Raw genomic sequence first — 12,976 nt, forward strand, 5'->3', positions numbered from 1 at the left:
CGAGAGGAAGATGATGAAGATGAAATATCATATGAGGAAGACAAATCCAACAAAGTTATTGTTGACGGCTACGATATGCGCATCCATTATGTTCGGAGCTTCCGCATGCAACAACAATAACAATACGAATCTGAATAACAACGAAAACGCGGGCACGAACGGCGCGATGAATGCCCCTATGGCAACCGACGGTACGGTATTGCCAAGTGAAGGAGCACAATAATAATACGATAGCATTCGATTCGCATGAAGAGACTCCCCGCCCTTCCTCAGATTGAATAAATCAGAGGAAGGGCGGGGAGTTTTTGTTGGTTTCCGGTAGGCTTACAGGATCCCTTAACAACGATTGAGACTAAACAAGTGATAAGGGCAGCGTGGCAGAGATATATGCATCTGCCATGCTGCCCTGCGTCACTTCATAATCTATAATTCTGACTTCGTAAATCCTAAAACATCGTAAAAACATAGTTGACCAGGAAATAGAGGATGCCGAAAAAGATAACGAGATAAGCTGTATACTTAATTAGCGTAGATAGCACCAAGCTTGAATCCGATTTCTTCTGTACATGCGTCTCCTCCACGTCTACGTTGCGATTTGTTGTGTTCATATCGTTGCTCGCCTCCCTGTTGTTTGGCATGTTCACCGTATTATTAGCATTCGCATTTCGTCTCTCGACTGCATTCATGAAGCATCTCCCCTTTCTCAAATCTGGTTGTTGCCGATACTTGTAACTACCCGGCGGCAACCCGCTTGAAACAAAGCTTTTGAGAATAAAGGCAGATAGACTATACTAGAGCAATAGGAGGTGGAGAAATGGGCGAGAAGGATGAACTGGTTCGATTCGGCGTATCGTTTCCGGCGCCGCTCATTGAACAGTTTGATCACTTTATAGATGAACAAGGCTATACGAACCGTTCTGAAGCGATTCGGGATATGGCCCGCAAAGCGATGTTGGATTCTTCAGGACTAGGCGGCGACGAATATGTAGCCGGCACGATTGTCGTTGTGTACGATCATCATGTGCGGGAACTTCCCATTGTGCTGATGGATATTCAACATGATTTCCATCATGATATCGTATCGAATATGCATGTGCATCTGAATCACGACCAATGCCTGGAAGTGATTGTTGTCAGGGGGCAGCTCACAAGGCTTCGGAAGCTTCATGAGCAGATTCAGACTCAGAAGGGCGTAGCATACGCCGAGCTTTCAGTCACCTTTGCGGAGCAGCAGCCGGTTGATGGCAGCCATTTTCACGCGCCGCATCATCATCATCACAATCATGAAGGATAATATAGAATGGAGCTGAACGTGGATGAGCGAAGTGAACAAACGAGAATTAATCGCCTATATTTCCGGAGAAACGGAGGTTGAGGGTAAGCAGGTCGAGTTGGTGCTCAAGCATGAAGAGGACTTTATTAACAATGCCAAGGGAAATGCCAAGGGCGAGGTTGACATCGACAGCGATGAGCTCGTGGACTATATTATGGGACGCTCCAACGTGAAGCTGAATGAGATACAGGTAGAGGATATTCTCGAGAGCGAAATGGATTATTTGATGAAGAAGGGTCTTGCGGGATATCTGGATTAATGTCGCTGCGACTTCCAGCTTTTCCGGTATGCAAGAGGCGTACATCCTTCGCGATTTTTGAACAATTGGATGAAGTGGCTTGTCTGTTCAATGCCGGCGGCTTCGGCAATTTCGTCTATCGTCATATCTGTATGCTTGAGTTTATCCTTGGCGAAGGCAATACGGACTCTGATTAAGTACGAAATGGGAGAGTAGCCGATATGCTGTTTGAATTGCTTGGACAGATGAAACTTATCGATTGAAAGTAAATTAGCCAAGCGATTTAAAGACCATTTTTCGTTAAAGCCTTGCTCCAGAAGCTGTACGGCGGTTGCCACGATCGCTGGAGCTCCTTGCCCCGCCAATCTCATATCGCGCGTCGTGAATAGAAGCTCGGTTAACAGCTCGGTAATGATCAGCGAGCTTTGCAATTCAGTCCGAACATTGTTAGAGCGATGCTCCGCAAGCAATTGCAGCATGAAATCAGGCACTGGCGAAGTCGCGGGCAATGTGATGACATTGTCCGAAGCTTCTCTGAATCGCTCATAATATCCTCCGACATTCCCTCCGTTGATATGTGTCCACACGAATTCCCATGGCCCGTGCTCCATTGCTTTATAAAACTGATAAGGCATGCAATGGATGAAAAACAGCTGATGCGGCTTTAAGCTATAATGATACCCCTCATACTCCAGCTCTCCTACTCCAGAGACTGTATAGACCATCAAATAGGAATCAAGCTGTTCGCGCTCGGTATAGTAGTTGCTGTTGGCATGGAAATGTCCGATTTCCTGCACATAGAATAGATGCGCTCTGGCGAAGGATGAAGGGGTTGCAATCCGCCATTCCGAATCGGTGCTCCAGTCGTGCGAGGCTCTCTCGCGATATGCACACATTCCATTCTCCTCCTTGCAAGATTCTAGTATTTTTCGCCAATATACTCGGATGTATAGGATTGAGACAGCGATTACAATAAGATCATCATTCTATTGTTTCATAAATCGCTGAGGAGGTAAAGGGAATGCAACTTCCTGTTATAAAACCGGCTAAAAAAGCAAGAATCGGATTGTATTCTGTCGGTTTGCAAGCGTATTGGGCACAATTTCCAGGCTTGCAAGAGCGACTGATCGCGTATGGAAGATGGATAGAAACCCGGGTTTCGGAATGGGCGGATGTTTGTAATTACGGTTTGGTCGATACGGAGGCGGAGGGAAGAAGAGCGGGTGAATGGCTGAATCAACAGGGAGTCGATCTTGTCTTCTGTCACGCCGCTACGTATTCAACCAGTTCAACGGTTCTGCCCGTTCATCAAATAAACAAGGCTCCGCTCATCGTGTTGAATCTTCAACCGGCGGCGCGCATTAATTATGAGCAAACGCATACGGGGGAATGGCTCGCTCATTGTGGAGCCTGCCCTGTCCCGGAATTTGCGAACGCTCTTAACCGCGCAGGCATCGCGTTCAGGGTGATCAACGGTTTGCTGGGTCTGGAGCATACGCCGGACATTTCTTTGGCCGATGAGGTAACGGCTCATCGACCGGAAGCGATCCGCGCATGGCAAGCGATCAAGCAGTGGTCGGAAGCGGCGGGAGTGAAGAGAACCCTGCAGCACAGCCGTTTTGGTTTTCTGGGAAATACGTACAGCGGCATGCTCGATATGTATAGCGATTTCACGATGATGCAGGCGCAGACCGGCATCCATGTCGAGATGCTCGAGATGTGCGACTTGGATCGGCAGCTTCGTGAAGTCACGCCCGGGGAAGTGAAGGCAAAGCTTGAGGAGGTTCAAAGCCTGTTTCAGATAAGCGGCGATTCGCCGTCCGATCCCCTCGCCCGCAAGCCAACGCAAGAACAGTTGGATTGGTCCTGCAAGGTTGCGGCTGCGCAGGAGAGATTGGTTCGAGAATATGATCTCGATGCGCTGACGTACTATTATCACGGTTCACCGGGAGGCGAATACGAGAAGCTGCAAAGCGGATTTATCGTCGGCCACTCCCTCTTGACAGCGCGCGGCATTCCCTGCTCTGGCGAAGGCGATTTGAAGACAGCGCTCGCCATGAAGATTTGCGACATACTTGGAACGGGGGGCAGCTTCTCGGAAATTGTTGTCGTCGATTATGATGATCATACGATTCTTCTTGGCCATGACGGTCCGTTTCATACGGCGATATCCGAGGGAAAGCCGATTCTTCGCGGCATGGGACTCTATCACGGCAAGCAAGGAAGCGGCATATCGGTGGAAGCGAAGGTGAAGATCGGGGCAGTTACAACCTTGAATGTGACGCAGACCTTCGATGGAAGATTAAAGCTGATTTCCAGCGAAGGAGAATCAACCGATGGAAGGATTATGCGAATCGGCAATACGCAGACTCCCGTTCGATTCAGCGTTCATCCGGATGTCTATATGGAGAAATGGTTTGCGGAAGCGCCGACACATCATTGCGCATTGTCCATCGGGCATCAGGCGGGTCTCTATGAGAAGGTTGGAGATTTGTTGGGCAGTGCTCATGTCACCTTGTAAGCTGTAAGGATTCCTTTCGCTTCACATGGTGTATGATTCGCCGGAATACAAGCTCCGCATTCGTCTATCTCTGCATAGAATGAAGCAACAGCTTTCACTCGGAAGGGATGCGGCGGATTTGAGCAGGAGAAAGGCAAGGATAATCTCGTTGATTCTGTATGTCCTGTTTGTCATCGCGCTGACCATCAGCACGATTATTCATTGGAATTAGATAAATCCCGGATAGCGCGCGTCGTTATCCGGGCTTCTTCTTGTCAACCGTTGTAGCGGCTGGTTTGCTTCTGCTTGCGATAGTCCTTCGGCGAGAGCTTCTTCTTCTCCCGGAATATTCGCGAGAAGGTCGTGTACGAGCCATATCCGACTTCAAGCGCGATTTCGGATACGCTCATGTCGGTTGATACGAGCAAGCTGCAGGCTTGACGAACCCGGAGATCGTTCAAGAGCTGGAGGAAATTTTGGCCCGTCGTTTCCTTGATGACCTCGCTGATTCGGGAGACGCTGAGCGAGAAGCGGGCCGCCAGATCGGACAGCGGCAGTTCATCCTCATAATGCTGATGAATGTAATGGATAATCGGCCAGATCGATGTTCTTGCGCCCGCCGTGGCCTTCATCCTCTCCTCGCGACGGCATGAATCCATCCGCCTGGCGCGATCGAACAAGACAAGCACCTCCCTAAGGCGCAGCTGAAGCATCGTTCGTCTCCAAGGCTCGTTCCCCTGGTATTCCTTGTACATATCCTCGATCAAACGCTTCATGCGTGCGCTGTCTTCCTCGTTCAACTGCATATACGGCGTCACCTCGCTCTGATCGATCAAGCTGTTCAAGCTCTCGAGCTCTCCGGATTCCGTGAGCAGGTTTATATCGAACATACAGTTATACAGCACGAGCGTACTGCCGTTCTCCGTGAAAATCTGATGCACCTGGTACGGAAGAACGAAAGTGAAAGTGCCGGATTGCATGGGATGTACGACATCATTGATCTCTTCCGAGCCGGAGCCTTCGACAACGAACGAAAATTCGAGATAATCATGGCGGTGCTTGCGATAGCCGTCGCGAAGCTTGTTCAAACTTATATGAAAGGGAAAGGCAGTGTCCATATTCGGATACGTTTTCAAATAATCGGGAATATAAGTCATGTGGATTTCGATCCTTCCGAAAAATTGAGATGTTTATCGAAAAATGAGGATGCAATCTTGTCCCTGTTATTTTAACATAAAGAGCATGACTATGATGTCCAAACAAGAGGATGTTTTGAACACGCATTTTAAGGAGGAAATGGAATGTCAGCAGCTAACAAAATAAGAATCGGCATTATCGGCGCGGGAAATATCGGCGGCGTGCATGCCAAGGAATTCACAAAATTATCCGAGCAATGCGAGGTCACTGCGATAACGGACGCGTATCTTCCGCTGGCGGAGGAGAAAGCGAAGCTCTATGGAATCGCGAATGTCGCCGCATCCCCGGAAGAACTGATCAACCGGGCCGATGTGGATGCCGTTGTGATCGGCGTTCCGAATCAGTTTCACGCTCCACTTGCGATTGGTGCTCTGGAAGCCGGCAAGCATGTGCTGCTGGAGAAGCCGATGGGCATTAACAGCGAGGCTGCGGGACAAATCTATAGAGCGGCCAAGAAGACGGATCGCATTGTCATGATCGCGCATCAAATGCGCTGGGAATCCATTGCGATGCAGATTAAGGAGCAGGTGGAGCGCGGCGAGCTTGGCAAGATTTATACGGCGAAAACGGGCTGGTACCGCCGCAAAGGCATCCCGGGCTGGGGCACCTGGTTCACCCGCATGGATCAATCAGGGGGAGGACCGCTGATCGATATCGGCGTGCATATGCTCGATCTGGCTCTCTATATGATGGGCAATCCCAAGCCGGTATCCGTGTACGGCTCCACCTACGCAGCCTTCGGTCCGGAGCGCAAAGGCATCGGCACCTGGGGCCGTCCGAATTGGGACGGCATCTACGATGTGGAGGATCTCGCAACAGCCATGATTAAGATGGAGGACGGAAGCTCGCTTACTCTTGAGGTCAGCTGGGCGGTTCATATGGACACCGAGAATGCGCCGTTCGTTCACTTGATGGGCACGGAAGGCGGAGCGAGCTATAGGGGAGCTGCCGGAAAGCTGCTGACGGAGAAATTCGATCGACCGCTTGAGACGCCGCTGAGCAAGCCGGAGAATGACGAAGGGGAGCGGACGCGTCTTAGCCGTCACTTCCTGGAAAGCATTCGCGACGGCAAGCAGCCGATTACTTCCGCGCTTACCGGCTTCACGAACAACCTGATTCTTGACGCCATCTACGAATCATCGCGGACAGGCAATGAAGTGAAGCTGAACTGGGAAGGCATTGAGTAGAAGGTAGCCAGAGGGATAAGGAGGGATTTCCATGTTAAAAGGGTTATCGAGAGCAGGGCTCGGGGCGCTCGACAATGATAAGCAGTTGATTGAGCTTGCGGGTAAATTCGGTTTTCAAAGCGTGGATGTGAACGCGAAAGATTTGATCGATCAGTATGGCCTGGATGGCGCGCGCAAGCTTCTGTCCGAGAACGGCGTTGTTATCGGCTCAACGGGTCTGCCGGTGGAATGGCGGAAATCCGAAGAGGATTTTCTTGCCGGTCTGGAGAAGCTGGCCGGCGCTGCGGCGGCTGCGAAATCGCTGGGCTGCACGCGCTGCTGCACCTACATTCTGCCTTCCACGGACCTCAAAGCCGCGCATTTCATGGCGCTTGCGACACGTCGCCTGCGCAGCTGTGCGCAAATTCTTGGCGCGTACAATATTCGTCTCGGCCTTGAGTTCGTCGGACCGCATCATCTTCGCACGGCATGGGCGAATCCATTCATCTGGACGCAGGAGGAGACGCTGGATTGGATCGAGGCAATCGGCGAGCCCAATGTAGGTCTGTTGTACGACGCGTATCATTGGTATACGAATGGCGGCACGATTGCCGACATCGAAGCGCTTCGCGCGGATCAGATCGTTCATGTCCACATTAACGACGCGCCGGATGTGCCGGTAGAGGAAGCGCTCGACAACGGACGCTTGTATCCGGGCGAAGGGGTTATTGATCTTGTATCCTTCCTGAAAGGCTTGCAAGCAATTGGTTATACCGGCTCCGTGACGCAAGAGATTTTGTCGGCGAAGGCGCCTGAAGGCACTCCTGATCAATTGGCCGAGCGCTCCAAAGCCGGCTTCGACAAAGTATACGGCGCAGCCGGACTATAGTCGAAAGAGCTTATTCCACAGGCTTAGTGTTTCGGTTCTACTTTCATACGAATGATTTCATTCCGCCGCTCAGGCATTTAGCCTGAGCGGCTTTCGCATGCAATCGCTAATTTTGATATGATAAATGATGAAATATGACGGGTATGCCCGCTTAACCCTATGCGTTAAGATGGATGATAGCCCGCTTAATTAGGAGGAAAGACAGGTGAGCGTTAAGATGAAGTCGTATGACGAGCAGAATTTCAAAGAGCATGAATCCCATCCAGCTCCTTTGAAGCTTTGGTATAGAGAGCCGGCTAATGCGTTTGAGGAAGCGCTTCCAGTCGGAAACGGAAGATTAGGCGCTATGGTCTATGGCGGAGCGGCCGAAGAGGTGTTGCTCTTGAATGAAGATACGTTATGGTCGGGATTCCCGAGAGATACGAATAATTATGAAGCGGCGCGATATTTGAAGCGCGCGAGGCAACTGCTGATGGAAGGGAAGTACGAGGAGGCCGAGGCGTTGATAGAGGCGAAGATGCTTGGCGTGAATTCGCAGGCATATCAGCCTCTTGGGCATTTGAGAATCAAACAGAACTTCTCCGGCACGGCTTTTACCGATTATAAGCGGGAGCTTTGTCTCGATACGGCAGTCGCTTCGGTGAAGTTTCAAGCAGGGAACAGCTCCTATCGCCGCGAGACGTGGGTCAGCGCAGCCGATCAAGTACTGATATCCCATTATGAGAGCGATACTCCGGGAGCAATCGAGCTTGCCATAAGCTTGGACAGTCCTCATCCGTTTAGCGTTCATGACGGCGGAGAAGGAAGGTTGATAATGAATAGCCGCTGCCCTAGCCATGTAGCGGATAACTATCATCGCGACCATCCCTTCTCCGTTCAATACGAGGAGGATCATGGCATCATCTATCAAGCGATGCTTGAGGCGGATACCGACGGAAGCGTGATAGTGGAGAGCGGTCAAATGAACATTATCGGCGCAAGCTACGCGGTGTTGCGAATAACGGCGAATACAAGCTTTCGCGGCTTCGACCGGATGCCCGGCCAAAGCTATGAGGAGCTGGAAGCGCGCAACCTGGAGCAGCAAAACGCTGCAGCCATGCATAATGTCGAAGCCTTGCGTCTGAGGCATATTGAAGCGCATCAAGCGGTGATGGGCCGCGTGCATTTGCGGCTTGAAGGCAATGACAACAGGGCTGGCGAATATGCTTTGCTTCCGACGGATCAACGATTGACCGCCTATAAGAACGGAAGCAAGGATCTTGCGTTGGAGGCTCTCTATTTTCAATACGGCAGATATTTGCTTCTGTCAAGTTCGCGTCCAGGCACGCAGGCCGCGAATTTGCAAGGCATCTGGAACGAGCATGTTCAGCCGCCTTGGAACAGCAATTATACGACCAATATAAATGTAGGAATGAATTATTGGCTTGCCGAGTCATGCGGGCTGGGCGAATGCCATGAACCGCTGTTCGACCTGCTGGAGGAGCTAAGCGTCACGGGCGCGAGAACGGCAGCGGTTCATTACGGCTGCGAGGGCTGGACCGCGCATCACAATGTCGATCTGTGGCGAATGTCGAGCCCTTCGGCGGGACATCCAAGCTGGGCGTTCTGGCCAATGGGCGGTGTCTGGCTGTCACAGCATCTATGGGAAAGATATCTGTTCCGCCCGCAGCTTGATTATCTGCGCGAGAAAGCGTATCCCATCATGCGCGGAGCCGCCTTGTTCAGCCTGGATTGGCTGCAGGAGAGAGACGGCGGCGAGTTGATGACGCTTCCTTCCTCCTCGCCGGAAAATAAATTCGTCACAGGAAGCGGCGGAGTGAGCAGCGTTGCGATCTCATCGGCGCTTGACGTGACGCTTATTCGCGAGCTGTTCCAAAATATGCTTCAAGCGCAGAAGCTGCTTGGAGAAGATGAGGCGCTTCGAGCGCGTATCGAGGATGCGCTCTCCCGGCTGCCGGAGCTTCGGATAACCGGGGAAGGCTTGGTGCAGGAATGGCAGGATGCCTTCGAGGAGCATGAGCCGGGCCATCGGCATGTTTCGCATCTCTATGGTTTGTACCCGGGGAGCAGCATTAGCGAGCTTGTGCGGCCGGAACTGGTGGAGGCGGCCCGATTGTCGCTCGACAGCCGGATCAGCAACGGAGGAGGACATACCGGCTGGAGCTGCGCATGGCTCATTAACCTGTTCGCAAGATTGAAGGACGGGGAGAGAGCGCATCATTTTATCGAGGTACTGTTATCGCGGTCGACGCTGCCGAATCTGCTTGACAATCATCCGCCATTCCAGATCGACGGAAACTTCGGAGGTGCGGCCGGCATAGCGGAGCTTCTGCTGCAGAGCAGCGCGGACGATGGCATCGCGTTGCTGCCTGCCTTGCCCGTGGCTTGGACGGAAGGCGAGGTTCGCGGCTTGAGGGCGCGCGGCGGCTTCGAGGTCGATATCGCTTGGCGTCAAGGCGAATGGGTGAAAGCGCTTTTGACTTCGAAATATGGCTCGCCTCTGTCTATCGTGAACAGCGGCGGGCTGCGGATAAGGGACGAAGAAGGCAAAGAGCTGGGAGGCGCCGGGGACCGCATACCGACGGAGATTGGCCGAGTTTACGATGTCACGCTGAACACGCCGGCAAAGTCTTGATCCGCACCGCCTGATTAAATCGGGAAGAATGTAAGGAAGCTCTGAGGGGGAATGCGTGATGGCAGTGAAGCAAACAACAACGAAAGGGAAAGACGGCTTTCCTTATCTGAACGCAAAGCTGAATTTGAAAGAACGAGTCCATGATCTCGTCTCGCGTTTTACCCTGGAGGAGAAGATCGAATCGATGCTGCAATATCAGCCCGCCATTGATCGGCTTGGCGTGAAGGCGTACAAGCATGGCACGGAAGCCGCGCATGGCATGGCGTGGCTGGGCGAGGCGACAAGCTTCCCTCAGCCAATCGGTCTTGGCTGCACATGGAATCCGGACTTAATGAAGCAGATTGGTTCCGCCATCGGAGACGAGGCCAGGGTGTTCTATCAGCGCAATCCGGAGATGAACGGACTGACTCTGTGGGCTCCCACGGTGGATATGGAACGCGATCCGAGATGGGGGCGCAACGAGGAGGCTTACGGGGAGGATCCTTTTCTTACCGGAGAGCTGACTTCCGGTCTCGTTCAGGGCATGCAGGGCGATCATCCCGTCTATTACAAGTCGATCGCGACGCTTAAGCATTTTATCGGCAACAATAATGAAATCAATCGAGGAAGCTGCTCGGCGAGCATCGATCCGCGCAATATGAAGGAATATTATCAAGCGGCATTCAAGCCGGCCTTCGTCAAAGGCGGAGCGAAGTCGATGATGACCTCCTATAACGCCGTCAACGGGGTTCCTACGATTCTGCATGAGGACGTCGACAAGGTTGTGAAGCAGGAATGGGGCATGGACGGCTTCATCGTCAGCGATGCCGGCGATTTGCTTGGCATCGTGAGAGATCATCATTATTACAAGACCAACAAGGAAGCGGTCGCGCATGCGATCAAAGCCGGCATCGACAGCATGACCGACGAGAAGGAGAAGACCTGCGACGCGATTAGAGAGGCGTTATCCGAGGGTCTGCTTGCGGAAGCCGATCTGGACAAGGCGCTGCGGAACACGTTCCGGGTGCGATTCCTGCTTGGCGAATTCGATTCGGAGGAGAGCAATCCCTATTCGCCTACGCCGGCATCGAAGTTATGCGCTCCCGAGCATGCGGCGTTATCGCTCCAGGCCGCGAAGGAATCCATCGTTCTGCTCAAGAACGAGGGAGAGCTGCTTCCGCTCAGCCGCGACAAGTCCTCCGATATCGCTGTCGTCGGTCCGCTGGCGGATGCGGTGTATCGGGACTGGTATTCCGGCACGCTGCCTTACAAGGTGACGCCGCTTGAGGGGCTGCGGAGCAAGCTTGCCGGTCCTCAGAAAGTTACGATTCGCTTCAGCAGCGGCAATGATTGTCTTCGGCTGGCGACCGCAAGCGGCAGGGAGCTCGTTCTCGACGCTGATAACGGCAGCAGGCTGTCCAGCGGCGAAGCGGGCCAAGAAGGGGAAAGCTTCGAGTTGACGGATTGGGGGCATGGCAGCCTGACTCTGCGCTCCATGTCCACGGGAAAGCTTCTAACCAGCGCGGATGACAAGCATCTTGCAGCAACGGCGGACGAAGCTTTCGGCTGGTTCGTGAAGGAGGTGCTGAAGCTGGAGGAGGGGGAGAGCGAGCTTCTAACGCTGCGAACCTGGAATGGCAAGCGAGTTCTATCGTCGACTGCAGAATCGCATAACGCATGGACCATTGAGGACGCCGCCGCTTCTCCGGCTTCCCATCCGGACAGCGGAGTGAGGAAGATTCTTGAAAGGGACGGAATCGCCGCGGCAGCCGCGGCTGCCAAAGCTGCGGAAACAGCGATCGTAGTCGTCGGGAACAATCCTCTCATTAACGGCAAGGAAGAGATTGACCGTCCAGATCTTGCGCTTCCCGAATCGCAGCAGCGGTTAATTCGAGCTGTATTAGCCGAGAATCCGCGAACAATCGTTGTTATGATCGGCAGCTATCCGTTCGCGCTTGGAAATTTGATTAACGAGATCCCGGCTATTGTCTATCTCGCTCATGCGGGTCAAGAGCTAGGCAACGCGCTTGCCGAGGTTCTCGTCGGCGATTATTCCCCAGCCGGGCGGCTCAATATGACCTGGTACAAGTCGGAAGATCATCTGTCATCCATTATGGATTACGATATTATGAAATCCGGCAGAACGTATATGTATGCGAAGGACGAGCCGTTGTTCCCGTTCGGTCACGGCTTAAGCTATGGTCTATTCCAATACAGCGATTTGATTGTGAAAGAAGTCGCTGTTCAAGGAAGCCGCGACAGGGAGTGGCAATTGAGCTTCCTCTTGAAAAACAATTCGGGTCAAGCGGCGGACGAGGTTGCCCAGACCTATGTCCGCGTTATAGGTTCCAGGGTGCGGCGTCCGTTGAAAAAACTGGTCGGATTCAAGCGAATTAGACTGGACGCATGGGAGCAGAAGCGCATAACGATTAGCGTTAACGAAGAGGAGCTTCGCTTCTGGGATGTGACGCGAGGCAAATTTTGTCTGGAATCCGCCTCTTACGAGTTCATGATCGGCGCTTCCTCAAGCGATATCAGGCTTTCGCTATCGCTGCGGCTTGAAGGAGAGGTCGTGCCTCCCCGCGATCTGTCGCGGATGACGCAAGCGGATTGTTACGATGATTATGAGGGAATCTTCCTTGACGAATGCAAGGAAGGCGGAACTTGTGCAAGAGCAATCGAGAGCGAAGGCCGCATGAGCTATCGATTCATTGATTGGTCGCAGGGCTCCGGACGATTCTCCGGACGCATTCGTTCGGCAGGCGGAGGAGAATTGATTCTGCAGGCTGTCAGTCGCGATGGAAGCGAAGCGGTGGAACTGGGAACGCTTCAGCTTGATTCCGAAGCCGAAGCCGGATGGATGGATGTCGATGTGGAGCTGTCGCAGCCCGTTCAAGAAGGAAGCGATCTCGATATTGTGATTAAAGGCGGGCTTGCGCTTAGTCAATTCAGCATCAAATGAACAGGTTTGGTTTTGGTTCGAAAAAAGCGTATGTGATAGAATGATTAGACTGTTTGCATCATCTGCCGGAGGAGACT

11 protein-coding genes are annotated in these 12,976 nt (G+C 52.6%); 8 read left to right on the forward strand and 3 right to left on the reverse strand.

The genetic code is table 11. The features are described from left to right. The first annotated feature begins 19 nt into the window (after positions 1-19). Complete coding sequence (locus HFP08_RS10655; RefSeq protein ID WP_168120585.1) at positions 20-223, forward strand: hypothetical protein; 204 nt, start codon at positions 20-22, stop codon at positions 221-223. 223 nt (positions 224-446) lie between these two features. On the opposite strand, the gene HFP08_RS10660 is transcribed toward HFP08_RS10655, so the two are convergent. Next, positions 447-686, reverse strand: a complete 240-nt coding sequence (locus HFP08_RS10660; protein WP_168120528.1) for a hypothetical protein — start codon at positions 684-686, stop codon at positions 447-449. A gap of 128 nt (positions 687-814) precedes the next feature. Here HFP08_RS10660 and nikR point away from each other — a divergent pair, with 128 nt between their 5' ends. Together nikR and HFP08_RS10670 are read left to right on the forward strand one after the other, a co-directional pair. Beyond that, positions 815-1,294, forward strand: coding sequence for a nickel-responsive transcriptional regulator NikR (gene nikR / locus HFP08_RS10665; RefSeq protein WP_168120586.1), 480 nt, complete (start codon positions 815-817; stop codon positions 1,292-1,294). A 22-nt stretch (positions 1,295-1,316) separates the two neighbouring features. After that, positions 1,317-1,592 carry a hypothetical protein gene (locus HFP08_RS10670; RefSeq protein WP_168120587.1) on the forward strand — a complete coding sequence of 92 codons (276 nt, stop codon included), beginning with the start codon at positions 1,317-1,319 and terminating at the stop codon, positions 1,590-1,592. Here the strand turns inward: HFP08_RS10670 and HFP08_RS10675 are convergent. Beyond that, on the reverse strand, positions 1,589-2,467 hold the full coding sequence (locus HFP08_RS10675; protein ID WP_168120588.1) for a helix-turn-helix domain-containing protein: 879 nt from the start codon (positions 2,465-2,467) through the stop codon (positions 1,589-1,591). The two genes, HFP08_RS10670 and HFP08_RS10675, sit on opposite strands and share 4 nt — an antisense overlap. Before the next feature lie 125 nt (positions 2,468-2,592). On the opposite strand from HFP08_RS10675, the gene HFP08_RS10680 reads away from it, so the two are divergent. Next, complete coding sequence (locus tag HFP08_RS10680; RefSeq protein WP_168120589.1) at positions 2,593-4,092, forward strand: L-fucose/L-arabinose isomerase family protein; 1,500 nt, start codon at positions 2,593-2,595, stop codon at positions 4,090-4,092. A 254-nt stretch (positions 4,093-4,346) separates the two neighbouring features. Here the strand turns inward: HFP08_RS10680 and HFP08_RS10685 are convergent, their stop codons facing one another. Continuing rightward, on the reverse strand, positions 4,347-5,228 hold the full coding sequence (locus HFP08_RS10685; RefSeq protein ID WP_168120590.1) for an AraC family transcriptional regulator: 882 nt from the start codon (positions 5,226-5,228) through the stop codon (positions 4,347-4,349). Between the two features lie 144 nt (positions 5,229-5,372). Between HFP08_RS10685 and HFP08_RS10690 the strand changes: the two genes are divergently transcribed. The 4 genes from HFP08_RS10690 to HFP08_RS10705 all read left to right on the forward strand — a co-directional run bounded on the left by HFP08_RS10690 (position 5,373) and on the right by HFP08_RS10705 (position 12,899). Further along, entirely contained in the window at positions 5,373-6,455 is a 1,083-nt protein-coding gene (locus HFP08_RS10690) for a Gfo/Idh/MocA family protein (RefSeq protein ID WP_168120591.1), read from the forward strand. 31 nt (positions 6,456-6,486) lie between these two features. Next, positions 6,487-7,323, forward strand: a complete 837-nt coding sequence (locus HFP08_RS10695; RefSeq protein WP_168120592.1) for a sugar phosphate isomerase/epimerase family protein — start codon at positions 6,487-6,489, stop codon at positions 7,321-7,323. 205 nt (positions 7,324-7,528) lie between these two features. Further along, the gene (locus HFP08_RS10700; protein ID WP_240941276.1) at positions 7,529-9,958 is read left to right on the forward strand and encodes a glycoside hydrolase family 95 protein; all 2,430 of its coding nucleotides are present in this window, start codon (positions 7,529-7,531) and stop codon (positions 9,956-9,958) included. A gap of 58 nt (positions 9,959-10,016) precedes the next feature. After that, positions 10,017-12,899, forward strand: coding sequence for a glycoside hydrolase family 3 C-terminal domain-containing protein (locus HFP08_RS10705; protein WP_168120593.1), 2,883 nt, complete (start codon positions 10,017-10,019; stop codon positions 12,897-12,899). Positions 12,900-12,976: the final 77 nt, after the last annotated feature.

The organism is Paenibacillus sp. HB172176, from assembly GCF_011947265.1.
In the GTDB taxonomy this organism is placed as follows: domain Bacteria; phylum Bacillota; class Bacilli; order Paenibacillales; family Paenibacillaceae; genus Pristimantibacillus.